We start from the raw sequence: 26135 nt of genomic DNA, 5'->3' as shown, positions 1-26135 counted from the left end.
ACACGATGTCCACACGGGGCCCGGCGCCTCACCACGGCCGTCCCAGGCTCGGGTGCCATGGTCAGGAGCGATGACCCTCACGACGCCCCCCACGGCAGCCCCCGCGACGACCTCCCCCACGACCCCCTCGACGCCGACGTCCCCCGACCCCGCGCAGGCTCCGCCCGCGGTGGTCTTCGTCCACGGCATGCGCACCTCGGGCGCGATCTGGGACCACCAGGTCGAGCACGTGCGCGCACTCGGCCACGACACCGTCGCGGTCGACCTGCCCGCGCACGGCGCCCGCGCGCACGAGCGCTTCACGCTCGACCGCTCCTTCGAGGTGCTCGACGAGGCGGCCGCGTCGTTCGGCCCCGACCGCCGCGTCGCGCTCGTCGGCCTCTCGCTCGGCGGCTACACGTCGCTCGCCTGGGCGGCCCGCCGCCCCGCCAACCTCGCGGGTGTGGTCGCCGCGGCCTGCACGTCCGACCCCAAGGGCAAGCCGGTCGCGCTGTACCGCGACGTCGCGCGCCTCGTCGTCGCCGGGGGCGGCGCCGTCGGCCGCGGCGCCCGCTGGGCCGCGCGCACGACCGCGACCGCGTGGGGCACGATCGCCCGCGGCGGGCGCGGCCTGCCGGGCGGTGCCGCGTCCTCGTACGCGCTGGCCGGGCCGGCCGACGCCGGGCCCCCCACGCCGGTCGCGCCCGGCTGGCACGTCGTCACCGACGCGCTCACCCAGCTCGCGGGCCGCTCGTGGCTCGCCCACGTGCGCGACGTCGACGTCCCGGTGTGGCTCGTCAACGGCGCGCGCGACCACATGCGCCTCGACGAGCAGCGCTACCTCGCGGCGGCCGCGGACGCGGCGCTCGTCGTCGTGCCGCGCGCCGGCCACGACGTCAACAGCGAGGCCCCCGAGGCCTTCAACCGCGTGCTCGGGCGCGCGCTCGCGGACTTCGGCCGCGTGCGCGGTGCGAGACTGGGGGCATGACCGACGCCACCCCCGTCACGCCCGCGCCCCCGTCCGAGACGCCCGACCAGGCCACCGAGCACGCCGGTCCCGGCGAGACCCAGGACCTGGCCGCGCGCGGGAGCAACCGCTCCCAGCGCCCGGACTCCGACGCGTTCAAGGCCTTCATCACGAGCGGCTGGGCGCCGCGCGCCGCGCTCGACGTCGAGCCGCTGCCGGCCGCCCCGTTCACCGTCGCGCGCCGCGCCGCGCTGTCGGCCCGGTTCCCGGGCGCGCGCCTCGTCGTGCCCGCCGGCCCGCTCAAGACGCGGTCGAACGACACGGACTACCGCTTCCGCCCGCACTCGGCGTTCGCGCACCTCACGGGCTACGGCACGGACCAGGAGCCCGACGCGGTGCTCGTGCTGCACCCCGTGGAGCCGGGCACCGGGGACGCCGGGTCCGACCACCACGCCGTGCTCTACGTCCGCCCGCTCGCGGCGCGCGACACCGAGGAGTTCTACGCGGACGCGCGGTACGGCGAGTTCTGGGTCGGCGCGCGTCCGTCGCTCGACGACGTCACGACCGCGACCGGCGTGGAGGCGCGGCACGTCGACGAGCTGCGTGACGCGCTCGCGAAGGACGTCGGCGCCGGCGGGGTGATGCTCCTCGTCGTCGCGGGCGCGGACGAGGCCGTCGAGGCGCTCGTCGAGGCGATCCGCGCGGAGGCGGGCGTCGACGAGGCCGCCGAGGACCAAGAGCTCAGCGAGGCCGAGTGGCTCGCGCGCGCCGAGGCCGCGTACCGCCGCACGGACGCCGCGCTCGTCGAGGCGGTCTCCGAGCTGCGCCTGGTCAAGGACGCGCACGAGGTCGAGCAGATGCGCGAGGCCGTCGCGGCGACGATCGCGGGCTTCGAGGAGGTCGTGCGGAGCCTGCCGCGCGCCCTCGGGCACCGTCGCGGCGAGCGCGTCATCGAGACGACGTTCGACGCCCACGCGCGCCTCGAGGGCAACACGGTCGGCTACGAGACGATCGCCGCAGCCGGCGAGCACGCGACGACGCTGCACTGGATCCGCAACGACGGCGTCGTGCGGACCGGCGAGCTCGTGCTGCTCGACGCGGGCGTCGAGGTCGACTCGCTCTACACGGCCGACGTGACGCGCACGCTGCCCGTCGACGGCGAGTTCACCGACGTCCAGCGCCGCGTGTACCAGGCCGTGCTCGACGCCGCGGACGCCGCGTTCGCCGTCGCGGTGCCGGGCGCGCGCTTCCGCGACGTGCACGCCGCCGCGATGGAGGTCATCGCCGCGCGCCTCGAGGAGTGGGGTCTGCTCCCGGTGAGCGCCGCCGAGTCGCTCTCGCCCGAGGGGCAGCAGCACCGCCGCTGGATGGTGCACGGCACGAGCCACCACCTCGGCCTCGACGTGCACGACTGCGCGCAGGCGCGGCGCGAGCTCTACCTCGACGGGGTGCTCGAGCCGGGCATGGTCTTCACGATCGAGCCGGGTCTGTACTTCAAGGCGGACGACCTGGCCGTCCCGGCGGAGTACCGCGGCATCGGCGTCCGCATCGAGGACGACGTCCTCGTCACGGCCGACGGCAACGAGAACCTGTCGGCCGCGCTGCCCCGTCGGCCCGAGGACGTCGAGGCCTGGATGGCGCGGCTGCGCGGCTGAGTCGCGCCCGGCTCACCGGCGGAGGAACTGGGCTATGGTGGCCCGTTCATCCACCGGTGAGGGGAGGTGAACTCACGTGGCGAAGAGCATCAAGAAGGAAGCGTCGATGTCCATCAAGGAGAAGCGCGCCCAGAAGCGCGAGAGGGCTGCCGAGACCGCAGTGAAGTCGCGGAAGCGCTAGCGGCGCTTCCGCCGAGGGCCGGCCGACGGACGACGACGTCCGACGGTCGGCCTTCGTCGTCCCACCGGTCCGGGGACGCCTGCTCGGTCAGGCAGGGCGCTCGGGCTGGTCCGGGTGCGTGCCGGGGGCGGGCGCCGACCCGGGGCCCGCGTCGGGTGCCGGCGCGTCGGTCGGCTGGTCCGACGTCGGACGCATGGCGCCGTAGCGCGGCTCGCCGGTCGGCGTCGTCCAGCGCGGGTCGGGCGTGCGGGCCGGGGGCGCGGCCGGAGGGGCCGCGGCGGGGACGCCCGCCGAGGGCTCCGGGACCGAGGCGGGCGGCGCGGCGGGGGGCGTGGTGCCGGGGGTGCCCCAGCCGGGGTTGGCCGGCGCGGCGGGCGCGCGGACGCCGCCCGCGCCCTCGGGCATGCGGCCCAGGAGCTGGCGTGCCTCGCCCGCGCGCTCGGGCGCGCAGAGGATGCCGTAGGACGAGGCGACGATCTGGCTCTGCGACGTGAAGTCGCGCTTGCCCTGCGTCAGCGCGTACGACAGCACCGAGAAGAGCAGGCCGAACCCGGCGCCGATCCCGACGGCGGTGAGCACGAACCCGCCCTGGCCGGAGAACATGAAGAGCAGCAGGCCGACGAAGAGGCCGAACCACGCGCCGGACGCGGCACCCGCGATCGCGACGCGACCGTAGGTGAGGCGGCCCGTCACGCGCTCGACCATCTTGAGGTCGGTGCCGACGATCGTCACGAGCTCGACCGCGAACTTGTTGTCCGAGAGGAAGTCGACCGCCTTCTGCGCCTCGAGGTAGGTCGCGTACGACGCCACCTCCTCGCCGCGCGGCGGGGTGGGGACACGGGGGACGGCACCCGGGCGTGACATGCTCATTCGCCCAGTCTGTCCTACCCGGGCGGAGCGCGCGAGGGCCGCTCCCCGCCCCGACCGGCCGACGACGACGGGGAGGCGGCCGGGAGACGGCTCGGGACGCCCGCCACCTGTCGGGACGGAGCGCGGCGACCGGGGCGCGTGCGTAGGCTGGCGGCGTGAGTGCAGCCACCACCGTCTTCGTCGCGCGCCTGGCCGGGACCAGCGTGTTCGACCCCATCGGCGACCAGGTCGGGCGGGTGCGGGACGTCGTCGTGCTCATCAGGCCGAAGGGGGCGCCGCGCGCGGTGGGCCTCGTGGTCGAGGTGCCCGGCCGACGCCGTGTCTTCCTGCCCCTGACGCGCGTGACGAGCATCGACGCGGGCCAGGTCATCTCCACCGGGCTCGTCAACATGCGGCGGTTCGAGCAGCGCGCCATGGAGACGCTGGCCGTGAGCGAGCTCCTGGAGCGCACGGTGCAGTTCGTCGACGGGTCGGGCTCGGCGACGGTCGAGGACCTCGCGATCGAGCGCCAGCGGACCGGCGACTGGCTCGTCACCAAGCTGTACGTGCGCCGCCAGGCGCAGCACAAGGGCACGCTCGGGCTGCGCCGGCGGGGCGACGCGCTCGTCGTCGACGTCGACGCCGTGACCGGGCTCGCCGGGAGCACGGAGGCGCAGGGCGCCGCGATGCTCCTCGCCGCGTACGACGACCTCAAGCCCGCCGACCTCGCCGACGTCATCCACGACCTCGGCGACACGCGCCGGCTCGAGGTCGCGGGCGCGCTCGACAACGAGCGGCTCGCCGACGTCCTGGAGGAGCTGCCCGAGGACGACCAGGTCGCGATCCTCTCCGGGCTCGACACCGACCGCGCCGCCGACGTCCTGGAGGCGATGCAGCCCGACGACGCGGCCGACCTCCTGCACGAGCTCCCCGAGGCCCAGGCCGCCCAGCTCCTCGAGCTCATGGAGCCCGACGAGGCGCGCGACGTGCGCCGGCTCCTCTCCTACGCGGAGGACACCGCGGGCGGCCTCATGACGTCCGACCCGGTCGTGCTCGGCCCGGAGACCACCATCGCGACCGCGCTCGCGCAGATCCGCCGCAAGGACCTCGCGCCCGCGCTCGCGTCGATGGTGTTCGTCGCGCGCCCGCCGCTCGAGACGCCCACGGGCCGGTTCCTCGGCGTCGCGCACTTCCAGCGCCTGCTGCGCGAGCCCCCGCACGCGGCCGTCGGCTCGGTGCTCGACTCCGACGTCGAGGGCGTGACGCCCGACGCGCCGCTCGGGCGCGTGACGCGCATCCTCGCGACCTACGACCTGCTGTGCGTGCCCGTGCTCGACGCGGAGAAACGCCTGCTCGGCGCGATCAGCGTGGACGACGTGCTCGACCACATGCTGCCCGACGACTGGCGCGAGACCGACGACGAGGACACCGAGGCCGCGCGCCGTGCCGTCGCGAGCGGGCGCGCGCGCACCGCCGCGCCCGGACGGCCGGGCACCGCGGGGGTGGCCCGTGGCTGACCGCCTCGACACGCCGAAGACCGCGCGCCGCAGCTTCTTCCCGCGCGTCAAGGTCGACCAGGACGCCGTCGGCCGCTCGACGGAGGGCATCGCACGCTTCCTCGGCACGCCGCGGTTCCTCGTCTACCTCACCGTGTTCTGCGCGCTGTGGATCGCGTGGAACTCGTGGGGCCCGGAGGGGTTGCGGTTCGACTCCGCCGAGTTCGGGTTCACCGCGCTCACGCTCATGCTCTCGCTCCAGGCGTCGTACGCCGCGCCGCTCATCCTGCTCGCCCAGAACCGTCAGGACGACCGCGACCGCGTCACCGCGGAGCAGGACCGTCAGCGCGCGGAGCGCAACCTCGCGGACACCGAGTACCTCGCGCGCGAGATGGCCGCGCTGCGCATCGCGCTGAGCGAGGTCGCCACGCGCGACTTCGTGCGGTCCGAGATCCGCAACCTGCTCGAGGAGCTGGAGGAGAAGACGGCCCGTCAGCCCGACGACGAGGTCGCCGACCGCTGAGCCGAGATCGGCCCGCCCGTCCCCGCGTCGACCTCCCGAGGGCCGACCTCGGCCTCTCGGGTCGACGTCGCGAGCACTACTGCGTGCCCTCCGCCGCGATCCGGCGCAGCCGCTCGGCGAGGGCGGGATCGCCCGCCACGGCGAGCCCGTCCGCCGGGCCACGGCCCCAGAGCCACAGGTCGAGCGCCCAGGCCGGGCCGAAGACCTGCGTCGTCGTCGAGCCGGGCAGGTCGACGAGCTGCGCGACGTCGAGGTCGTACGCCGTCCCCGACTCCGGACCGGTCCCCGTGAAGCGCCCGAACGCGAGCTCCCAGCTCCGCGGGCGCTCCCCCGGGCCGTCGACGACGACCGACACCGTCGCGCCGTCGGGCGTGAAGACGCCCCAGCCAGGCACCCCGTCCACCATGACGGACAGCACCTCGTCGACGCCGTCCGCCGCGACGGCCGGGTCGGCGGGCGTGACGTCGCGACCGGCCGTGAGCTCCGCGTCGGCGCGGTGGACGAGCGCCTCGTGCGCCTGGCGTCGCAGCACCCAGCCGACGTGCCGGCCGTCGTCGTGCCACGACCAGCACGGCTCGTCGGGGTCGCGACCGGTGAGCGCCGCGACGAGCCGGCTCGTCGAGCGCTGGAGCAGCGCGGGCAGCTCGGCGTCGGACGCCGGCCGCGCGAGCGGCTCGACCTCGTCGCCGTCGACCCCCTCCCCGGGAGCCGGGCCGACGACGCGCGCCCAGAAGTCCTGCACCTCGGCGAGGTGGTAGAGCAGGTCGGCGCCCGTCCACTCGGGGCACGCGGGGACGCGCGCGTCGGGCGGGGCGCTGCGCACGGCGTCGCCGAACAGCTCGCTGTCCCGCGCGAGGGAGGCCAGGGCGTCCATCCGTGCACGGTAGCCCCGATCCGCGACGCTCGTCGTGCGACGGGGCTCACGTCCGGCCCGGGACCTACGGCCCGGCCGACCGGGTGTCGGCCCCGCCTACGATGGGGGCATGCCCGACCCCGCCGCAGACCTGCTCGAGCACGCCGTCCGGCAGGCCCTCACCACGGTCCTGGACCCGGAGATCCGCCGCCCCGTCACGGACCTCGGCATGATCCGCTCGGTCGAGGTCGAGCCCGGTGCGCCGGGCGCCGTCGTGACGGTCGGCGTCGACCTCACGGTCGCCACGTGCCCGATGCGCGACACGCTCGCGCGCGACGTCGACGCCGCGGTGCGCGCGGTCGACGGCGTGGCGGACGTCCGGGTCGACCTCGGCGTGATGAGCGCGGAGCAGCGGGCCGAGCTGCGCACGATGCTGCGCGGCGGCGTGGGCGAGCCCGAGATCCCCTTCGCCAAGCCGGGGTCGCTGACGAAGGTGTACGCGATCGCGTCGGGCAAGGGCGGTGTGGGCAAGTCGTCGGTCACGGCGAACCTCGCGGTCGCGCTCGCCGCGCAGGGCCTCGAGGTCGGCGTCGTCGACGCGGACATCTACGGGTTCTCGATCCCGCGCATGCTCGGCGTCGACCGGCAGCCCACGCGCGTCGACAACATGCTCCTGCCGCCGATCGCGCACGGGGTGAAGGTCGTCTCGATCGGCATGTTCGTGCCCCCGGGCCAGCCCGTCGTGTGGCGGGGACCGATGCTGCACCGCGCCCTCCAGCAGTTCCTCGCGGACGTGTTCTGGGGCGACCTCGACGTGCTGCTCCTCGACCTGCCGCCCGGCACGGGCGACATCGCCATCTCGGTCGCGCAGCTCCTGCCCGGCAGCGAGATCGTCGTCGTCACGACGCCGCAGGTCGCCGCCGCGGAGGTCGCGGAGCGGGCCGGGTCGGTCGCGACGCAGACCCAGCAGGGCGTCGTCGGCGTGGTCGAGAACATGTCGTGGCTCGAGCAGCCCGACGGGTCGCGCCTCGAGGTGTTCGGGGCAGGCGGCGGCGAGCGCGTCGCGGCGAACCTGTCGCGCGCGACGGGGACCACGGTCCCCCTCCTCGGCCAGGTCCCGCTCGACGTGTCGCTGCGCGAGGCGGGCGACGGCGGCACCCCGGTCGTGCTCTCCGACCCGGGTTCTCCCGCCGCGGCCGCGCTGCGCGACGTCGCGACCGGCCTCGCGCGCCGTCCGCGCGGGCTCGCGGGGCGGTCGCTCGGCGTCACGGTCGTCTGACCCGACCCCCGCCCCGGACGTCGGCCCTGTCTTTTCTGCGTGCCACGGTATAGTCTCGCCCGCATCTCGACCGGGGGGACGGCCGTGGGGGCCGGTGAGGGGGATCGTGCCGTGGCACCGCCGCCGCTCCGCCGTGCCCGCTCCTCGCTCTCGAGCCTGTTGACCTGCGACGCCACCTCCACTGCCCGTCAGGGCGTCCCTGCCCTGCCCGCCTCGCCCGCCCGCCCCGCGCGGTCACGTCGACGTGACCGGCCGGTGACCCACCGGTGACGAAGCCGCGACAGAACTCCTCCCCAGGGATGACGACGCCGTCCGTGTCCCCGCCCTAGCCTCGGGCCGGGCCGCCGTCGGCCCCACCAGAGCGTCCGCTCGTCCCGCCACCGTCGTCCCGCCACCGTCGTCCCGCCACCGTCGTCCCAGGAGCCCGCACGTGGGTATCACCCGCCGGATCATCTTCCCCGCCCTCCGCATCGTGATCTGGGCGGCGATCGCCGCCCTGCTCGCCGTGATCGCCTTCCGCTCTGCGCCCGAGCCACCGGTCGACCCGGCGTTCCCCACGGCGCAGATCGTCGAGCCGCGCGTCGCGGTGACCACCGGGGACGTCACGAACACCGTGGTGCTGACCGGCCAGGTCGTCGCCGACCCGGCGGCACCCCAGAAGGTCACGCAGCGCGGCGTCGTGACCGCGGTCCACGCCAAGCCCGGCGACGTCGTCGAGGCGGGCGCGCCCCTCCTCGAGGTCACCCTCGAGGAGCCTCGCGAGCCCTTGACCGAGACCGACCCCGAGACGGGCGAGGTCACGGTCACCGAGCGTCGACCGAAGGTCACGCGAGAGACCGTCACGGCCACCATCGGCGGGACGGTCGCCACGTTCACGGCGCTCAAGGACCAGGAGGTCGCCGTCGGCGAGGACTTCGCGACCGTCTCGCCCGGCACGCTCTCGGTCACGGGCAGCATGGTCGCCGAGCAGCAGTTCCGGCTCCTCCAGATCCCCGGCGAGGCGACCGTCACGGTCACCGGCGGCCCCGCGCCGTTCGTGTGCACGAACCTTCGCATGGGCGCCGCCGCCGCCCCCGCGGGCACGCCCGAGGAGGGCGCACCCGACCCGGCCGCCGGCGCGTCCTCCGCGAGCGTGACGTGCGCCGTCCCGGGCGACGTCACCGTCTTCGCCGGGCTCGCCGCCGAGCTGGAGATCACCGCGGGCTCCGTCGAGGGCGCCCTCGTGGTCCCCGTGACGGCGGTCCTCGGCCGCGTCGAGCAGGGCAAGGTGTGGGTCGTCGGCGCGGAGGGCGAGCCCGAGGAGCGCGCCGTGACGCTCGGCCTCACCGACGGGTCCGTCGTCCAGGTGACCGAGGGCCTCGCCGAGGGCGACGAGGTCCTCGAGTTCGTGCCGGGCCAGGACGTCATGCCGGTCATGGACGACATGATGGTCACGGACGACAGCGAGGCCTCGTACTGATGAGCCTCCTGGAGCTCAGCGGGGTCACCCGCTCGGTGCTGCTCCCCGACGACCGCGAGCTCGAGATCCTGCGCGGCATCGACCTCACGGTCGGCGCGGGCGAGCACGTCTCGATCGTGGGCCGCTCGGGGACGGGCAAGTCGACCCTGCTCAACATCCTCGGCCTGCTCGACAGCCCGACGAGCGGGGACTACCTGCTCGACGGCGTCCCGATCGGCCGGCTCTCCGGCCGCGCCCGGGCGCGACGCCGCGGCACGGACTTCGGGTTCGTCTTCCAGCAGTTCAACCTGCTGCAGGGCCGTACCGCGCTCGAGAACGTCGTCGCCCCGCTGCTGTACGCGCGCGGACGGCAGTTCTGGCAGCGGCGCACGCTGGCCGCCCAGATGCTCGAGCGGGTCGGCCTCGGCGACCGGCTCGACACGACCCCGGAGAAGCTCTCGGGCGGCGAGCAGCAGCGCGTCGCGATCGCCCGCGCCCTGGTGCGCGTCCCGCGCGTCATCCTCGCGGACGAGCCCACGGGGGCGCTCGACGTCGACACGGGCAGCGAGGTCATGGACCTGCTCGACACCATCGCCGGCGAGAACGGGTCCGCGCTCATCGCGATCACGCACGACCTCGCCGTCGCGTCGCGCGCCGCCCGCCAGTTCCGCCTCGCCGACGGCGTGCTCACCCCGATCTCCATCAGCGCGCGCAGCGCCGGTTCCCTCGGGGCGCTCGGCGCCCCAGGCACCGACCACGATCCCGGGACCGACCCCGGGACGAGCCACGACCACCAGGCCGAGCACGTGGCCCGGCCGCTCGTCGGGGTCGCTCACGCACTCTCCGCTCGCGCGTCCGCCGCCACCGCGGCCGGGACCCCGGACACCGCACGCGACGCGGGGGCCACGGCATGACCGGCGTCGTCGGCGCCCTCCTCGAGGCCTGGGACGAGCTGCGCGTCCACAAGGTCCGGGTGCTGCTCGCGCTCGTCGGCGTCGCCGTCGCGGTCTGCGCGATCACCACGATCTCGGCGGCCGGGGAGATGCTGCGCCAGGTCTCCGCCGAGCAGAACGAACGCTGGGGCGGTCGCGCCGCGACGCTCCAGGTCTCGGCATGGCCCACGGGCGAGGGCGGGAGCGTCATGCCCACGTCGGAGGAGTACGAGCAGGTGTTCGACGAGATCGTCGACCGCTATGGCATCGGCTACTCCTCGATGCTGCGCGACGCGCCCGCACCGGTGCGGTTCCCCGACGGCACGCGCGAGATCACCACGACCGGGGTGGAGCCCGACTGGGCCACGATGCACCGCTTCCAGGTGACGTCGGGTCGCTGGTTCACCGAGGCGGACGCGGACCGCCTCGCGCCCGCGCTCGTCGTCAACCAGGCGTTCCTCGACGCGCTCGGCGGGACGACCGTGGCCGAGCACCCGACGGTGACGATCGGCGGGGACAACCCGGTCGTCGCGACCGTCGTCGGGGCCTTCCCCGACGACTGGCCCGACATGGACCCGGTCGCGTACGCGCTGGTCGACGCCCAGTCGACGTGGGTCACCCCCGAGTCGATGGAGATGATGGGGCCGCCCCGGCTCGAGCTGTGGGTGCCCGACGACCTGTCGGACGCGCTCGTCGAGACGGTGCGCCGCGACGTGGCGGGCGCGCTCCAGGGCGTCCAGGCCGACGTCTACCGGTCCGACTCGCCGTCGGCGTCGGTCGTCGACGGCGCGATCCGGTGGGTCGTGCTCGGCGTGAGCGCGATCGCGCTGCTGCTCGGCGGGCTCGGCCTCGTGAACATCGCGCTCGTCACGGTGCGGTACCGGATCCGCGAGATCGGGATCCGCCGCAGCTTCGGCGCGAGCTCCGGGCGCGTCTTCTTCTCCGTGATGATGGAGAGCGTCGTCGCGACGACCGTCGCGGGCGTGCTGGGCGTGACGGTCGCGATCGTCGTGCTGCACAACGTCCCGCTCGACGTGCTCATGGGTTCGGCCGTCCAGGACGCGCCCGGCTTCCCGTTCTCCGCCGCGGTGACCGGGATGCTCGCGGCCATCGGGATCGGGGCGCTGGCGGGGCTCCTTCCCGCGCTCGTCGCGGTGCGCGTCAAGGTGATCGACGCGATCCGGTACTGACCCGCTCGGCCCGGCCTCGTCGCCGGGCCGAGCGATGTTGGTTCCTGTTCGGTCATGTTGGATTTCTCGGCGATGTGGACAATACTGTCGGCATGCTCGCCTCACAGCGCCAGGAGCGCATCCTCGCGGAGATCCGCGACCACGGCGCGGTCCGGATCGGCGACCTGACGCGGGAGCTCGGCGTCTCGGACATGACGATCCGGCGCGACCTCGTGGAGCTCGCCGACCAGGGCCTCGTCCGGAAGGTCCACGGGGGTGCCGTCGCCCCGCACACGACCGCGCACGAGCCCGGCTTCGCCGCGAAGAGCTCGCGGGAGGCCGTGGAGAAGGAGGCGATCGCCACCGCGGCGGCGCGCCTCATCACGCCGAACGCCTCCGTCGCGCTGAGCGCCGGCACGACGACGCACCTGCTCGCCGCCCGCATCGCCGCGGACCCCGCGCTGCGGCCGCTGACGGTCGTGACGAACTCCCTCCCGGTCGCCGAGGTCCTGCACCGGGCCAACGACCCGCGCCTGGAGACGATCCTCACCGGCGGCAGCCGTACGCCGTCCGACGCGCTCGTCGGCCCGCTCGCCGAGGCCGCGCTGTCCGGGCTGCGCGTCGACCTCGCGTTCGTCGGCGCGCACGGCGTCGACCCGGAGATCGGGCTCACGACGCCGAACCTCGACGAGGCCGCGACGAACCGCGCGCTCATCGAGTCCGCCGGGCGCACCGTCGTCCTCGCCGACCACACGAAGTGGCACACCACGGGCCTGCGCGTCTTCGCGACGTTCGCCGACGTGGACGTCCTCGTCACCGACGCCGGGCTCGCCGAGGACGAGCGCGCGCGCGTCCAGGACCTGGTCGAGCAGCTCGTCGTCGCCTGACCGGCGACCGCAGCCCCGGCTCCCCGCACTCCCCCACCGCACCGCGATCGGAACATCCCACGCATGAACCCGCACCTGCGCCGCACCTCGACCCGGCTCGCCGACGGCCGCGAGCTCGTCTACTTCGACGACTCCCCCGCGTACGTCTCGGGCGAGCGCACGCGACGGCTCGACGACCCGCGACCGTTGCCGGACCGCTTCGCCCCGGTGCCGGGCCCGGACGGGACCCCGCACCCGTACGTCGGCCCGGAGATGCGCCGGGATCCGCTCACCGGCGACTGGGTCCCGCTCGCCGCGCACCGCATGAACCGGACCTTCCTGCCTGCCGCGGACTCGTGCCCGCTCTGCCCCGCGCGGCCCGGCAGCGCGTACTCGGACGGCGAGGTCCCCGACACGGACTACGACGTCGTGGTCTTCGAGAACCGCTTCCCGTCGCTCCAGCGCGTGCCCGGCGTCCCGGACGCGGTGGTCACGGACGCGCCGCTCCAGCAGCACGCACCGGCGGCGGGTCGGTGCGAGGTCGTGTGCTTCTCGAGCGACCACCGCGCGTCGTTCGGCGCGCTCCCGCCGCAGCGGGTCCGCACGATCATCGACGCGTGGGCGGACCGCACCGCCGCGCTGGGCGCCGAGCCGGGGGTGGAGCAGGTCTTCTGCTTCGAGAACCGCGGCCCGGAGATCGGCGTCACCCTGCACCACCCGCACGGCCAGATCTACGGCTACCCGTACGTGACGCCGCGCACGCGCGCGCTGCTCGACCAGGCCCGCGAGCACCACCGCCGCACCGGCCGCAGCCTGCTGCGCGACGTGCTCGAGTCCGAGCTCGCGGACGGCCGCCGCGTCGTCCTCGAGACCGAGCACTGGGTCGCGTACGTGCCCTACGCGGCGCGGTGGCCCGTCGAGGTCCACCTCGCGCCGCGGCGCGACGTGCCCGACCTGCCTGCGCTCACGGACGCCGAGCGCGACGACCTCGCCAGCGCGTACCTCGAGCTGCTGCGCCGCCTGGACCGGTTCTTCGAGACGGCCGACGGCGACCCCATCCCCCTGCCGTACATCGCCGCGTGGCACCAGGCCCCGGCCCGCGAGGGCCGCTCGGTCGCCGACGGCGGCACCGACGACGTCACGCTCGCGCGGCTGCACCTCCAGGTGTTCTCCGTGCTGCGCGCGCCCGGCAAGCTCAAGTATCTCGCGGGCTCGGAGTCGGGCATGGGCGCGTGGATCAGCGACACCACGCCCGAGCGCATCGCCGCACGGCTCCAGGAGCTCGCCCCGGCGAGCACCGCCCGGGGCTGGGTGCCCGCGCTGTCGGACGACGACGGCGCCGCGCGCGCCCGTGCCGTGCTCGCGGAGGCGTTCGGCGCGGACGAGACCGGCGAGGAGGTCCGCGTGTGGGCCGCGCCCGGGCGCGTCAACCTCATCGGGGAGCACACCGACTACAACGCGGGCCTGTGCCTGCCGGTCGCGCTGCCCCACCGCACCTACGTCGCGCTGCGGCCGCGCACCGACTCGCTCGTCCGCCTCGCGTCCGCGCAGGCGCCCGGCGAGACGTGGACGGCCCGCCTCGAGGACGTCGGCCCGGGCGAGGTCGCCGGCTGGGGCTCGTACGTCGCGGGCGTGGCCTGGGCTCTGCGCGAGCACCTCGTCGCCCAGGGCGCGGACCCCGCCGCCGTCCCCGGGTTCGACGCGGCCGTCGACTCGAGCGTCCCGTTCGGCGCCGGGCTCTCGTCGTCCGCGGCCCTCGAGTGCGCGGTCGCCGTCGCGCTCGACGACGTCGCCGGGCTCGGCCTCGCGGCGACCGACGCGGGCCGCGCCGTCCTCGCCACGGCGAGCGTCCGTGCCGAGAACGAGATCGCGGGCGCGCCCACGGGCGGCATGGACCAGTCGGCGGCGCTGCGCGCGCAGGCCGGTCACGCGCTCCTCCTCGACTGCCGCCCCGGGCTCGACCCGGTCGAGTCCGCCACGCAGGTGCCGTTCGACCTCGACGCCGCGGGACTCGCCCTGCTCGTCGTGGACACCCGGGCGGAGCACCGGCTCGTCGACGGCCAGTACGCGCAGCGCCGCGCGACGTGCGAGGACGCCGCCCGCACGCTCGGGATCGCCTCGCTGCGCGAGCTCGCCGACGCGGTGGACGCGAGCGACGACCCGGTGGCCGCGCTCGCCCGGGCGCTCGACGCGCTGCCCGACGACGTCGCGCGCCGCCGGGTGCGCCACGTCGTCACCGAGATCGGCCGGGTGCGCGAGCTCGTGGCGCTGCTGCGCGAGGGGCGGCCGGACGCCGTCGGCCCGCTGCTGAACGCGTCGCACGCGTCGTTGCGCGACGACTACGAGGTGTCGAGCGTCGAGCTCGACGTCGCGGTCGACGCGGCGCGCGTCGCAGGCGCGCTCGGTGCGCGGATGACCGGCGGCGGGTTCGGCGGCTCCGCCATCGCGCTCGTGCGCGCGGACCAGGTCGAGACCGTCGCAGACGCCGTGCGCGCCGCGTTCGAGCGCGAAGGGCTCGGCGCCCCCGGCTTCCTGCTCGCGACGCCGTCCGCGCCCGCCGAGCGGGTCGCCTGACCGGGTCGGCTCAGACGTCGTAGGTGACGACGAGGGGCGCGTGGTCGCTCCAGCGCTCCTCGTGCGACGGCGCGCGGTCGACCTCGACCTTGACCGCGCGCTCGGCGAGCGACGGTGTCGCGAGCTGGTAGTCGATGCGCCAGCCCGAGTCGTTGTCGAACGCGCGCCCGCGCCACGACCACCACGTGAACGGGCCCGGGCCCTCGCCGCCGTGGACGCGACCCAGGTCGACGAGCCCGACCTGGTCCAGCCACACGTCGACGTACGCGCGCTCCTCCGGGAGGAACCCCGCGCTCTTGAGGTTGCCCTTCCAGTTCTTGATGTCGACGTTGCGGTGCGCGATGTTGAGGTCGCCCGCCAGGACGACCTTCTCGCCCGTGGCCGCGAGCTCACGCAGCCGCGCCGTCACCTTCTCCAGGTAGGCGTACTTCGCGACCATCGTCTCCGGCTGGCTCACGGTGCCCGAGTGGATGTACGCCGAGACCACGGTGAGACGACCGCCGTCGGGCAGCTCCAGGTCGGCCTCGACCCAGCGTCCGGTGTCGACGGGCGGCTCGGGCTCGCCGGCCCCGAGGCCGACGCGGACCGCGGACACGGGCAGGCGTGATGCGACCGCGACCCCGGCGCGGCCCTTGATGTCGCACGCCTGGTGGGCGACGTGCCAGCCCTCCAGCAGGTCGTTGACGACCGAGTCGGGGGCACGCACCTCCTGGAGCAGCAGGACGTCGGGCGTCCGGGACGCGATCCAGGCGTCCATCCCCCGGCGGTAGGCGGCGCGGATTCCGTTGACGTTGGCGGTGGCAAGGGTCAGCACGCGGGCCATCCCATCACACGCCACCGACAGCGAGGCGCTCCGGTGTCACGCGGGCGGAGTGGCCTCGCTCACGGGCGCCACGACGGCGCGGGCGGGTCGGAACGCGCTCGCGAGGACCGCCGAGACGGCTGCGAGCACGGCCAGCACGACGAACCCGACCCGGAGGTGGTGCGCGGTCGCGAAGACGCCGGTGAGCACGCCGCCGAGCACGGCGCCCGCATAGGTGAAGACGTTGAGCCGCGCGACCGCGCGGTCGGTGACCGTCGCCACGACCCCGGAGGCCGCCTCCCCCGTCGCCCCGGTGCGGCCCGCCGCGACGGCCTCCCGCGCCCGGTCCCCGACCGCCGAGAACGCGAGCGGTGCGACGACGCCGAGCCCGAGGCCGGTCACCGCGAGGCCGAGCACGGCGACGGGCCAGGCCGGGGCGGCCGCCACCGCGACGAACCCGAGGGCGCCGAGCGTGCCGCCCAGCCGCACGACCCGGACCCGGCCGAGGCGCTCGACCAGGCCGTCCCCGACGAGCCGCGACACGATGAGCGCCGCCTGGTACGCCGCGTAACCCAGCGGGGCGGCGGCCGCGCTCGCCGCGAGGACGTCGCGCAGGAACGTCGCGCTCCAGCTCGACACGGCGGAGTCCGCGACGGGGAACGCGAGCATCCCCGCGCCGAGCAGCGCGATCGTGCCCGCCGCGACCCACGTCACCGTCCCGGGCGTGGCCACGGCGCCCGTGCCGGCCGGGCCGTCCCGGACGACGGCGTCCCGGACCACGGCGTCGCTCGCGACGGCATCCCGGACCACAGCGTCCCGGACCGCGGCGTCCGGGACGACGGCACCCGGGACGGCACGGCCGCCGTCGGGCAGCTGCAGCGCGAGCCAGACCGCGCCCGCGGCGACGAGCAGCGCCGCCAGCGGGAGCGCGACCGGCTGGCCGAGACCGGCCAGCGCGCCGCCCGAGACCGCGAGCGCGCCGAGCACTCCCCCGGCCGCGTTCGCGGCGTAGAACGACGCGAGCAGGCTGCGGCCGTGCGCGCGCTCGACGTCGATCCCGAGCATGTTCATCGCGGCGTCGACGGCGCCGAGCGCGAGCCCGTAGAGGCCGATCGCCCCGAAGAAGACCGGCCACGACGGCGCGAGGCCGATCCCCGCCACCGCCGCTGCGGCGAGCAGCAGGCCACCGACCACCACGGTCCGTGCGCCGTGCAGCGCCGCCACGACGCCGGACAGCGCGCTGCCCAGACCGGCGAGGACGCACACGCCCAGCACGACGAGCGTCACGACGTCGTCGCCCATGCCGAGCCGGTCCTTGTAGCCGGGGATGCTCGTGAGCACCACCGCGAACCCGAAGCCCTGCACGGCGTACGCCGCCGTCGTCGCGATGCGCTCCGTCACCCGCGCAGACTAGCGCTCGCGCGCCGTCCCGGGAACGCCGCAGGGCGCGGCCGCGGGTGACCCGCGACCGCGCCCTGCGTCGAGCTCAGGCGGAGGCGCGCTCCGCCGCGTCGACGACGTTCGCGAGGAGCATCGCGCGCGTCATCGGGCCGACCCCGCCGGGGTTCGGCGAGATCCAGCCCGCGACCTCGGCGACGTCGGGCGCGGCATCCCCGACGACGCGGCTCTTGCCGGTCTCCGGGTCGACCTCGCGCGAGACGCCGACGTCGATCACGACGGCGCCCGGCTTCACCATGTCGCGCGTGACGATCCCGCGGACCCCCGCGGCCGCGACGACGACGTCGGCGCGGCGCACGAGCGCGGGGAGGTCCGTCGTGCCGGTGTGCGTGAGCGTCACGGTCGCGTTGACCGCGCGCCGCGTGAGCAGCAGGCCGATCGAGCGGCCGACGGTGACGCCGCGCCCCACGACCACGACCTCCTTGCCCGCGAGGGAGATCCCGTGCCGCTCGACGAGCTCGATGATCCCGCGCGGCGTGCACGGGAGCGGCGACGTGACCTCCTCGTTGACGCGCAGCACGAGCCGGCCGAGGTTGGTCGGGTGCAGCCCGTCCGCGTCCTTGGCCGGGTCGATGAGCTCGAGCACGCGGTTGGTGTCGATGCCCTTCGGGAGCGGGAGCTGCACGATGTACCCCGTGCAGGCCGGATCGTCGTTGAGGCGCCGGACGGCGGCCTCGATCTCCTCCTGCGTCGCGTCGCCCGGGAGGTCCTCCCGGATCGACGCGAGCCCGACCTCCGCGCAGTCGCGGTGCTTGCCCGCGACGTACCACTGCGAGCCCGGGTCGTCGCCGACGAGGAGCGTGCCCAGACCGGGCACGACGCCCTTCCCCGCGAGGACCGCGAGGCGGTCCTTGAGCTCCGCCTTGATCGCGGCGGCGGTGGCCTTGCCGTCGAGGATCCGGGCGGTCACTGCTGGAGGCCCGGGTACAGCGGGAAGTCGGCCGTGAGCTTCTGCACGCGGGCGCGCAGCGCCTCGGCGTCGGTCGCGGCGCCCTCGCGCAGCGCGGTCGCGATGATCTCGGCGACCTCCGTGAACTCGGCGTCGCCGAAGCCGCGGGTCGCGAGCGCCGGCGTGCCGATGCGCAGGCCGGACGTGACGCGCGGCGGGCGCGGGTCGAACGGCACGGCGTTGCGGTTCACGGTGATGCCGACCTCGTGCAGGAGGTCCTCGGCCTGCTGGCCGTCGAGCGCCGAGTGGCGCAGGTCGACGAGGACGAGGTGGACGTCGGTGCCGCCCGTGAGGACGGAGACGCCGGCCGCGGCGACGTCGGCCTGGGTCAGCCGGTCCGCGATGATGCTCGCGCCGCGCAGCGTGCGCTCCTGGCGGTCGCGGAAGCCGTCCGTCGCAGCGACCTTGAACGACACGGCCTTGGCCGCGACGACGTGCATGAGCGGGCCGCCCTGCTGGCCCGGGAACACGGCGGAGTCGATCTTCTTGGCGTACTCCTCCTTGCTGAGGATGAAGCCGGAGCGGGGGCCGCCGATGGTCTTGTGGACCGTGGAGGACACGACGTCCGCGTACGGCACCGGGGACGGGTGCAGGCCCGCGGCCACGAGGCCCGCGAAGTGCGCCATGTCCACCCACAGCTTCGCGCCGGCCTCGTCCGCGATCTCGCGGAACGCCGCGAAGTCGAGGTGGCGCGGGTACGCGGACCAGCCGGCGATGATGACGTCGGGGCGGGTCTCGAGGGCCTGCTTGCGGACCTCGTCCATCTCCACGCGGTACGACTGCGGGTCCACGCCGTACGCGGAGACGTCGTAGAGCTTGCCCGAGAAGTTGATCTTCATGCCGTGCGTGAGGTGGCCGCCGTGCGCCAGCTCGAGGCCGAGGATCCGGTCGCCCTTGTTGATGAGCGCGTGCAGGACGGCGGCGTTCGCCTGGGCGCCCGAGTGCGGCTGCACGTTGACGTGCTCCGCGCCGAACAGCGACTTGGCGCGGGCGATCGCGAGGTTCTCCGCGATGTCGACCTGCTCGCAGCCGCCGTAGTACCGGCGGCCCGGGTAGCCCTCGGCGTACTTGTTGGTGAGCACGGAGCCCTGCGCCTGCAGGACGGCGCGCGGGACGAAGTTCTCGGACGCGATCATCTCGAGGGTGTCGCGCTGGCGCGCGAGCTCCCCGTCGAGGACGGCCGCGATCTCGGGGTCGAGCTCGGCGAGCGGGGTGTCGAGGACGTTGTCGGCTGGCTGGGCGCTCATGGCGTCTCCTCCGCGGGTGTCTGGCAGTTCGTCGTCGGTGGTCACGTTCCCGGCTCGCCGGGTACGCCCCACCAGGGGGTGACCCGGGGCCCAGGCGAACGACCCGTCGTCTGCACAGCGTGCCGCTCCCCGGTGGTGATCCACCCTGCCCGGGCGGAGTTCCACCGGGCGGCGCCAGTCGCGACGCGTCGATCCTAGCGCACGGCCCGCGGGCGGTGCCGGGCTACTCCTGCCCGACGGCGCCCGACTCGTTGCGCGCCTCGGCCTCGCCGAGGATGCGGCGCAGGTAGGTGTACGTGAGGTCGCCCGCCGCCTTGTCGTACTGCTCCTCGTAGCCGTGCTTGGTGTACATGGCGAGGTTCTGCTTCGAGTCCTTGCCCGTGAACACCCAGATCTCCGTCGTCTGCTCCGGCAGGTACGGCAGCACCTCGAAGAGCATCTGGGTCCCGATGCCGCGGCCCTGCATGTCCGGCGCGACGGCGAGCCGGCCGAGCGTCGCCTTGCTGTCCTCGATCTCCACCCGCACGGACCCGACGAGCCGCGGGCCGAGCCACGCACCGATCGTCACGACGTCCTCGCGCGCGAGGTCCTCGCGCAGCTCGTGGAGCGTCTGGGTCAGCGGCGGGATGTTCGGGTCCTGGTAGAGCTGCGCCTCGGTGACGAACGCCGCCCGGCGCAGGGTCAGGAGCTCACCGGCCTCGGCGTCGGTGACGAGGCGGGTCGTGATCTGCGCGTCGTTCATGGGGACATCGTGTCAGACATCGCGCACCGGGACCGGGCACGTCCACCGGTCGTGTCCGCGAGCAGGACGCGGCCCCTGCCGGGCGCGGGCGCGGCTACCCTCTGAGGGGTGTCCACGACAGATCCCCGCGGCGCCGACGTCACCGACGTCCCGGCGACCCGCACCGCGCAGCCCCCCACCGGCGCACCCACGCACTGGGTCCTCACGCTCTCGTGCCCGGACGGGCCGGGGATCGTGCACGCCGTGGCCGGGGCCCTCGCGCGGCTCGGGGGCAACATCACCGAGTCGCAGCAGTTCGGCGACCCGCTCTCCGGGCTGTTCTTCATGCGCGTCCAGGTCGAGGCCGCCGCGCAGCGCGCCGAGCTCGAGCGGGCCGTCGAGGAGGTCGCGGCGCGGTTCGCCATGACGTGGCGGCTCGACGTCGTCGGGCGGCGCGTGCGCACCCTGCTCATGGTCTCGAAGGCACCGCACTGCCTCGTCGACCTCCTGTACCGCGAGCGCTCGCAGGGCATGCCGATCGAGGTCGTCGGCGTCGTCGGCAACCACCGCGACCTCGAGGACATCGCGTCGTTCTACGGCAAGCCCTTCCACCACGTGCCCGTCACGCGGGACACGAAGGCCGTCGCCGAGGCGCGCCTGCGCGAGCTCGTCGACGAGCTCGACGTCGAGCTCGTCGTGCTCGCCCGGTACATGCAGATCCTCTCGGACGAGCTGTGCCGCGAGATGCCCGGGCGCATCATCAACATCCACCATTCGTTCCTGCCGAGCTTCAAGGGCGCGCGCCCGTACGCCCAGGCGCACGACCGCGGCGTCAAGCTCATCGGCGCGACCTCCCACTACGTGACGGGCGACCTCGACGAGGGCCCGATCATCGAGCAGGACGTCGAGCGCGTCGACCACTCGCGCCGCGTCGAGGACCTCGTCGCGATCGGCGAGGACGTCGAGCGCCAGACGCTCGCGCGCGCCGTCCGCTGGCACGCGGAGCACCGCGTGCTCCTCGACGGGCACCGCACCGTCGTCTTCCGCTGAGCAGCCGCCGCGCGCGCCCGGCACCCCCGTCGCGCGCCCGCCGCTCTCTCGCGCACGACGGCGGCCCCCGCCACGTCTCGGACGTGACGGGGGCCGTCGTGCGGCGGCGTGCCGGTTCGCCGCCGCCTCCCGGTCGCTCAGCGCGAACGGGTCACTTGGTGAGCTCCTCCAGGGTGGGGTCGCCCGCGTAGACCTCGGCGGCGTTCTCCTGCGTGACGATGACGGGCTCGAGCAGGAAGGCCGGGACGACCTTCACGCCGTTGTCGTACGACTCGGTGTCGTTGATCTCCGGCTCGTCGCCCGCCTGGAGCGCCGTGACCGCGTTGATCGACTCCTCGACGAGCTTGCGCGTGTCCTTGTAGATCGTCGAGTACTGCTCGCCCGCGACGATCGACTTCACGGACTCGACCTCGGAGTCCTGGCCGGTGATGACCGGGGTCTCCTTGCCGGCCTGCTTCGCCGAGGTGAGGGCGGCGCGCGCCAGGGTGTCGTTCGGCGACAGGACGCCGTCGATCTCCTTGTCGGAGTAGCTGCCCGAGAGCACCGTGTCCATGCGCTTCTGGGCGTTCTCGGCCTTCCAGCCCTGCGTCGCGACCTGCTCGAACGACGTCTGGCCCGACGGGATGACGAGCGTGCCGTCGTCGATCTTCGGCTGGAGGACGCTCATGGCGCCCTCGAAGAACGGCGTCGAGTTCGCGTCGTCGGGCGAGCCGGCGATGAGCTCGACGTTGTACGGCGCCTCGCCCTTGCGCTCCTCGAGGCCCTGGAGCAGGGCCTGGCCCTGGAGCTCGCCGACCTTGAAGTTGTCGAACGCGATGTACTCGTCCACGGCGTCCGTGTTCTTGACGAGACGGTCGTAGGCGATGACGGTCGCGCCGTTGTCCTTGGCGTTCTTGAGCTGGGTGCCGAGCTGCGACCCGTCGATCGCGCCGACGATGATCACCTTCGCGCCCTGCTCGACCATCGCGTCGATCTGGCTCTGCTGCTCGGAGACGCCGCCGTTGGCGAACTGGACGATCGGCTTGAAGCCGGCCTCCTCGAGACCGTCGTTGAACAGGCTCTCGGCGAGGACCCAGTTCTCCGACGTCTTCTGCGGGAGCGCGACACCGATCGTCGCGCCCTCCTCGAAGCCGGCCGCCGCGGACTCGCCGCCGCCGGACGTCTCGCCGCCACCGCTGTCGCCCCCGCGCTCGGAGGAGCAGCCGCTGAGCACGAGCGCGCTCGCGGCGGTGAGCGCCAGGAGCGTCGTGGTGAGCTTCTTCATGGGTACCACTTTCTGTCGGGCATCCGTCGTCGGATGCGGTCCGGGGGTCGTGCGGGAAGGTTCGGGAGGGCTCAGCCCTTGGCGGCCGTGGCGCCGGCCTCGACCGGGACCTCGGGCTGCGGGTCGTCGGCGCCGGTGACGGCACCGGTGCCCTTGTCGCGTCGCGAGGGGAAGATCAGCCCGATGATCGACGGGCGGCCCTGCACCTTGTTGTAGACGTCGAACGCGACCGCGATGAGGAGCACGAGGCCCTTGATGATCTGGGTGCGGTCCGAGCCGATGCCCATGAGCTGCAGGCCGTTGTTGAGCACGGCCATGACGAGCCCGCCGATGACGGAGCCGACGACCGTGCCGACACCGCCCGAGACGGCGGCGCCGCCGATGAAGACGGCCGCGATCGCGTCGAGCTCCCACATGTTGCCGTCGAAGGGGCCGGACGCGGTCGAGCGGCCGATGAAGATCATGCCCGCGAGCGCCGCGAGGACCGACATGTTCATCATGACGAAGAAGTTCGTGCGCTTGATGTCGACGCCGGACAGCGCCGCGGCGGCCCGGTTGCCGCCGACCGCGTACACGTGGCGGCCGCCGACGGTCCGCTGCGCGACGAACTGGTAGACGATGACGAGCAGGATGAGGATGACCGCGGGCACGGGGATCGAGGTCCCGACGCGGCCCGAGCCGTAGAGGTACGTGAGGTAGGCGATGACGGCGCTGAAGAGGACGACGCGCGTCACGGCGACCGACGTCGGGACCGGGTCGGCGCCGAGCTTGCGGGCGCTGGCCCGGCGGCGGAGCTCCGACCACACGACCGCCGCGATCGCGAGGACGCCGAGCAGGAGCGTCGAGTTGTTGAGGCCGGTGCCCGGTCCCCACTCGGGCAGGTAGCCGCCGCCGATCCACTGGATCTCGGTCGGGACGGGGACGGTGTTGGACTTGCCGATGTACTGGTTGAGGCCGCGGAAGATCATCATCCCGGCGAGGGTCGTGATGAAGCCCGGGATGCCGACGTACGCGACCCAGAAGCCCTGCCACGCGCCGATGACCGCGCCGACGCACAGCCCCAGGAGGATGCCGAGCCACCACGGGATCCCCCAGTCCCGGATCGCGAGGGCGACGATGATGCCGGTCACCGCCGCGACCGACCCGACGGACAGGTCGATGTGGCCCGCGATGATCACGAGCACCATGCCGATCGCGAGGATGAGGATGTAGGAGTTGCCGTTGAGCAGGTTCTGCGCGTTGCTCGGGGTGAGGACGCGCCCCCCGGTCGCGATCTGGAAGAAGATGATCAGGGCGAGGAGCGCGAAGAGCATGCCGAACTGGCGCGCTCCGCCGCTCAGCAGCTGCTTGATGGACGACATCGTCGGTGGTTCCTTCTCGGTCGAGACGGGGTGGCTGGGGGGTGGGGCGGCCGGGTCAGGCCGCGTCGGCGGGCGCGTCGCTCTGCGTCCCGGTCATGAGCCGCATGAGCCCCTCCTGGGTCGCGTCGGCCCGGGAGACCTCACCGGTGATGCGCCCCTCGAAGACGGTGTAGATGCGGTCGCACAGCCCGAGCAGCTCGGGCAGCTCCGACGAGATGACGACCACGCCACGGCCCGCGTCCGCGAGCTTCTGGACGAGCCCGTAGATCTCGTACTTGGCGCCGACGTCGATCCCGCGCGTCGGCTCGTCGAGGATGAGGAGCTCCGGCTCGGTGTACATCCACTTGGCGAGCAGCACCTTCTGCTGGTTGCCGCCGGAGAGCTTCGCGACGCCCTCGTGCACGCTCGGCGCCTTGATGGAGAACGCCTTGCGGTAGCCCTCCGCCGCGACGAACGCCGCGTCGCGGTCGATGACGCCGGCCTTCGCGATGCGCGGCAGGTTCGCCGACTGGATCGTGCCCAGGATCGTGTCGAGCAGGTTGAGGCCGAGGGACTTGCGGTCCTCGGGGACGTACGCGATGCGGTTCTCGATCGCCGAGAGCACCGTGGGCATGGAGACCTCGCGCCCGTCGATGCGGACGACGCCGGAGAGGTAGCGCCCGTAGGTGCGCCCGAAGATCGAGCGCGCGAGCTCGGTGCGCCCCGCGCCCATGATCCCGGCGAAGCCGACGATCTCGCCGCGTCGCACGTGGAAGGTCGACCCCTTGCACACGAGGCGCCCGGGCACCTCGGGGTGCTCGACGGTCCACCCCTCGACCTCGAAGAAGGTCTCGCCGATCGACGGGGTGTGGTCGGGGAAGCGCGACTCGAGCGAGCGGCCGACCATGCCGCGGATGATGCGGTCCTCGTCGACGGCGTCGTGCTTCACGTCGAGCGTCTCGATCGAGCGGCCGTCACGGATGATCGTGATCGAGTCCGCGATGGCCTCGATCTCGTTGAGCTTGTGGGAGATGATGATGCTCGTCATGCCGCGGGAGCGCAGGCCGCGCAGCAGGTCGAGCAGGTGCTCCGAGTCCTCCTCGTTGAGCGCGGACGTCGGCTCGTCGAGGATGAGCAGGCGCACGTCCTTCGCCAGCGCGCGGGCGATCTCCACGAGCTGCTGCTTGCCGACACCGATGTTCTTGATCTGGGCGTCGGGCGACTCCTGGAGCCCTACGCGGGCCATGAGCTCCTCCGCCCGGCGCCGCGCCACGCCCCAGTCGATCCCGAACGACCCCTTGACCTCGTTGCCGAGGAAGATGTTCTCGGTGATCGAGAGCTCCGGGATGAGCGCGAGCTCCTGGTGGATGATGACGATGCCCGCCTGCTCGCTCGAGCGGATGTCCTTGAACCGGACCTCGGCGCCCTCGTAGTAGATGTCGCCCGTGTACGTGCCGTGCGGGTACACGCCCGAGAGCACCTTCATGAGCGTCGACTTGCCGGCGCCGTTCTCCCCGCAGATCGCGTGGATCTCCCCTGCGCGGACGCGCAGGTTGACGTCGTCGAGGGCGCGCACGCCCGGGAACTCCTTGGTGATGCCCCGCATCTCGAGGATCACGCGCTCGTCCGTCATCGGACCTCCTCCTGCCGAGGACAGCGCGCGGGGCACCTGTGCCCCGCGGACCCGGACACCCTCAGCGCCGTCCGAGCGGGCCCGACGCTATGCCCGTCGCGATCTTGGCGTCAACTCCTGAACGCAAGGCCGGGGCGAACTGTGATCGAATAGCGACCTTGGTCCTATGACAGCGCAGACATATGCCCCGGATGTGAGCGCGAACACGTGCGGTCTGGCCCAAGCGATCAGGACGTGAATGCTTGAGAGCGCTTTCAGGCGAGGGCGCACACAGCGCTGCCGACAGGCGCGGTGCACCGAGGCGGCCGCGGCGGTGCCGGCCGTCCGGGCCTCGCGAGGTGGAAGCGGGCCTAGCGAGGTGGGAGCGGGCGCTTGAAGCCCTCGTGCGACTGCTCGTAACCGAGCGACCGGTAGAACCGGTGGGCGTCCGTGCGTCGCTTGTCGGACGTGAGCTGGGCGAGCGCGCAGCCACGCGCGACACCCCACGCGTGCGCCCAGGCCATCATGGCGCGGCCGACGCCCTGCCCTCGCAGCCGCCGGTCGACCCGGACGGCCTCGACCAGCAGCCGCGACGCACCGCCGCGCGAGATCCCCGGGACGACCGTCAGCTGCATGGTGCCCACGACCTCGCCGCCGCGCTCCACGACCACCAGGGCGTTGTTCGGGTCCGCGTCGATCGCGGCGAACGCCGCCTCGTGCTCGGGGCCGACCTCGCCGGTGCGGGCGCGCGCGATCGCGTCGTCGGCGATGAGCTCGACCACCCGGGGCAGGTCGGCGGCGACGGCCGGACGGAAGACGAGACCCGCCGTCGGGCGGACGGCGGGCGAGGGCGAGGTGGTCACGGCTCGCGACGCTAGCACCAGCCCCCCGGGAGACAACGACGCCGACCGGGGTGCGCCGAGGTAGACCC

Annotated in this window: 22 protein-coding genes, 1 pseudogene and 1 riboswitch; of the genes and pseudogenes, 12 read left to right on the top strand and 11 right to left on the bottom strand. The window is 74.1% G+C overall.

Annotation, left to right across the window (positions count from 1 at the left end):
* Nucleotides 1–70: 70 nt before the first annotated feature.
* Nucleotides 71–967, top strand: a complete 897-nt coding sequence (locus tag ABIE39_RS05850) for an alpha/beta fold hydrolase (RefSeq protein ID WP_175007925.1) — start codon at nt 71–73, stop codon at nt 965–967.
* Nucleotides 964–2601: an aminopeptidase P family protein gene (locus ABIE39_RS05845; protein ID WP_209827245.1), complete on the top strand. Its 1638-nt coding sequence runs from the start codon at nt 964–966 to the stop codon at nt 2599–2601. Before ABIE39_RS05850 ends, ABIE39_RS05845 begins: the two co-directional genes overlap by 4 nt.
* 268 nt (nt 2602–2869) lie before the next feature.
* Here the strand turns inward: ABIE39_RS05845 and ABIE39_RS05840 are convergent, their stop codons facing one another.
* Nucleotides 2870–3652, bottom strand: coding sequence for a YflT domain-containing protein (locus ABIE39_RS05840; protein ID WP_354050806.1), 783 nt, complete (start codon nt 3650–3652; stop codon nt 2870–2872).
* A gap of 155 nt (nt 3653–3807) precedes the next feature.
* On the opposite strand from ABIE39_RS05840, the gene ABIE39_RS05835 reads away from it, so the two are divergent.
* Both ABIE39_RS05835 and ABIE39_RS05830 read left to right on the top strand, forming a co-directional pair.
* Nucleotides 3808–5148 carry a magnesium transporter MgtE N-terminal domain-containing protein gene (locus ABIE39_RS05835; protein WP_085388346.1) on the top strand — a complete coding sequence of 447 codons (1341 nt, stop codon included), beginning with the start codon at nt 3808–3810 and terminating at the stop codon, nt 5146–5148.
* Entirely contained in the window at nt 5141–5650 is a 510-nt protein-coding gene (locus ABIE39_RS05830) for a DUF1003 domain-containing protein (protein ID WP_085388831.1), read from the top strand. The genes ABIE39_RS05835 and ABIE39_RS05830 overlap by 8 nt, the downstream gene beginning before the upstream one ends.
* Before the next feature lie 76 nt (nt 5651–5726).
* Here the strand turns inward: ABIE39_RS05830 and ABIE39_RS05825 are convergent, their stop codons facing one another.
* Entirely contained in the window at nt 5727–6524 is a 798-nt protein-coding gene (locus tag ABIE39_RS05825; protein WP_209827243.1) for a maleylpyruvate isomerase N-terminal domain-containing protein, read from the bottom strand.
* 109 nt (nt 6525–6633) lie between these two features.
* On the opposite strand from ABIE39_RS05825, the gene ABIE39_RS05820 reads away from it, so the two are divergent.
* The 7 genes and pseudogenes from ABIE39_RS05820 (at nt 6634) to galK (ending at nt 14761) form a co-directional block, all read left to right on the top strand.
* Nucleotides 6634–7782, top strand: a complete 1149-nt coding sequence (locus tag ABIE39_RS05820; RefSeq protein ID WP_175007919.1) for a P-loop NTPase — start codon at nt 6634–6636, stop codon at nt 7780–7782.
* Between the two features lie 430 nt (nt 7783–8212).
* Nucleotides 8213–9241 carry a permuted SH3 domain-containing protein gene (locus ABIE39_RS05815; RefSeq protein ID WP_175007918.1) on the top strand — a complete coding sequence of 343 codons (1029 nt, stop codon included), beginning with the start codon at nt 8213–8215 and terminating at the stop codon, nt 9239–9241.
* The gene (locus tag ABIE39_RS05810) at nt 9241–10134 is read left to right on the top strand and encodes an ABC transporter ATP-binding protein (protein ID WP_081599852.1); all 894 of its coding nucleotides are present in this window, start codon (nt 9241–9243) and stop codon (nt 10132–10134) included. The genes ABIE39_RS05815 and ABIE39_RS05810 overlap by 1 nt, the downstream gene beginning before the upstream one ends.
* On the top strand, nt 10131–11342 hold the full coding sequence (locus ABIE39_RS05805) for an ABC transporter permease (protein ID WP_175007917.1): 1212 nt from the start codon (nt 10131–10133) through the stop codon (nt 11340–11342). The genes ABIE39_RS05810 and ABIE39_RS05805 overlap by 4 nt, the downstream gene beginning before the upstream one ends.
* Before the next feature lie 92 nt (nt 11343–11434).
* Nucleotides 11435–12208, top strand: coding sequence for a DeoR/GlpR family DNA-binding transcription regulator (locus ABIE39_RS05800; protein ID WP_043652765.1), 774 nt, complete (start codon nt 11435–11437; stop codon nt 12206–12208).
* A gap of 63 nt (nt 12209–12271) precedes the next feature.
* Nucleotides 12272–13474, top strand: a pseudogene (gene galT / locus ABIE39_RS05795) (galactose-1-phosphate uridylyltransferase); the annotation flags it as partial.
* Nucleotides 13475–13498: 24 nt separating this feature from the next.
* On the top strand, nt 13499–14761 hold the full coding sequence (galK, locus tag ABIE39_RS05790; RefSeq protein ID WP_502914836.1) for a galactokinase: 1263 nt from the start codon (nt 13499–13501) through the stop codon (nt 14759–14761).
* A gap of 10 nt (nt 14762–14771) precedes the next feature.
* On the opposite strand, the gene ABIE39_RS05785 is transcribed toward galK, so the two are convergent.
* The 5 genes from ABIE39_RS05785 to ABIE39_RS05765 form a co-directional block, all read right to left on the bottom strand.
* Complete coding sequence (locus ABIE39_RS05785; RefSeq protein ID WP_083385320.1) at nt 14772–15575, bottom strand: exodeoxyribonuclease III; 804 nt, start codon at nt 15573–15575, stop codon at nt 14772–14774.
* Between the two features lie 45 nt (nt 15576–15620).
* Nucleotides 15621–16964, bottom strand: coding sequence for an MFS transporter (locus ABIE39_RS05780; protein ID WP_354050801.1), 1344 nt, complete (start codon nt 16962–16964; stop codon nt 15621–15623).
* 85 nt (nt 16965–17049) lie between these two features.
* The gene (locus ABIE39_RS05775) at nt 17050–17931 is read right to left on the bottom strand and encodes a bifunctional methylenetetrahydrofolate dehydrogenase/methenyltetrahydrofolate cyclohydrolase (RefSeq protein ID WP_209827237.1); all 882 of its coding nucleotides are present in this window, start codon (nt 17929–17931) and stop codon (nt 17050–17052) included.
* Nucleotides 17928–19217, bottom strand: coding sequence for a serine hydroxymethyltransferase (gene glyA / locus ABIE39_RS05770; RefSeq protein ID WP_043652773.1), 1290 nt, complete (start codon nt 19215–19217; stop codon nt 17928–17930). The genes ABIE39_RS05775 and glyA overlap by 4 nt, the downstream gene beginning before the upstream one ends.
* Before the next feature lie 81 nt (nt 19218–19298).
* Nucleotides 19299–19409: riboswitch (ZMP/ZTP riboswitch) on the bottom strand.
* Nucleotides 19410–19440: 31 nt separating this feature from the next.
* Nucleotides 19441–19959 carry a GNAT family N-acetyltransferase gene (locus ABIE39_RS05765; RefSeq protein WP_043652776.1) on the bottom strand — a complete coding sequence of 173 codons (519 nt, stop codon included), beginning with the start codon at nt 19957–19959 and terminating at the stop codon, nt 19441–19443.
* A gap of 108 nt (nt 19960–20067) precedes the next feature.
* Between ABIE39_RS05765 and purU the strand changes: the two genes are divergently transcribed.
* Complete coding sequence (gene purU / locus ABIE39_RS05760) at nt 20068–20988, top strand: formyltetrahydrofolate deformylase (protein ID WP_354050798.1); 921 nt, start codon at nt 20068–20070, stop codon at nt 20986–20988.
* A gap of 151 nt (nt 20989–21139) precedes the next feature.
* Here the strand turns inward: purU and ABIE39_RS05755 are convergent, their stop codons facing one another.
* The 4 genes from ABIE39_RS05755 to ABIE39_RS05740 all read right to left on the bottom strand — a co-directional run bounded on the left by ABIE39_RS05755 (nt 21140) and on the right by ABIE39_RS05740 (nt 26067).
* Nucleotides 21140–22252 (bottom strand): substrate-binding domain-containing protein, encoded by a 1113-nt coding sequence (locus ABIE39_RS05755; protein ID WP_043652781.1) that lies wholly within the window; start codon nt 22250–22252, stop codon nt 21140–21142.
* 71 nt (nt 22253–22323) lie between these two features.
* The gene (mmsB, locus tag ABIE39_RS05750; RefSeq protein WP_051027756.1) at nt 22324–23613 is read right to left on the bottom strand and encodes a multiple monosaccharide ABC transporter permease; all 1290 of its coding nucleotides are present in this window, start codon (nt 23611–23613) and stop codon (nt 22324–22326) included.
* Between the two features lie 55 nt (nt 23614–23668).
* Nucleotides 23669–25225: a multiple monosaccharide ABC transporter ATP-binding protein gene (gene mmsA, locus ABIE39_RS05745; protein ID WP_043652783.1), complete on the bottom strand. Its 1557-nt coding sequence runs from the start codon at nt 25223–25225 to the stop codon at nt 23669–23671.
* A gap of 350 nt (nt 25226–25575) precedes the next feature.
* Nucleotides 25576–26067 carry a GNAT family N-acetyltransferase gene (locus tag ABIE39_RS05740; RefSeq protein ID WP_175007912.1) on the bottom strand — a complete coding sequence of 164 codons (492 nt, stop codon included), beginning with the start codon at nt 26065–26067 and terminating at the stop codon, nt 25576–25578.
* Nucleotides 26068–26135 lie beyond the last annotated feature (68 nt).

Origin of the sequence: Cellulosimicrobium sp. 4261 (genome assembly GCF_040546915.1) — a bacterium.
Classification (GTDB): Bacteria; Actinomycetota; Actinomycetes; order Actinomycetales; family Cellulomonadaceae; genus Cellulosimicrobium; species Cellulosimicrobium cinnabarinum.
Note: the sequence above shows the minus strand (reverse complement) of the source record. Positions and strands in the feature narration are given on the sequence as shown.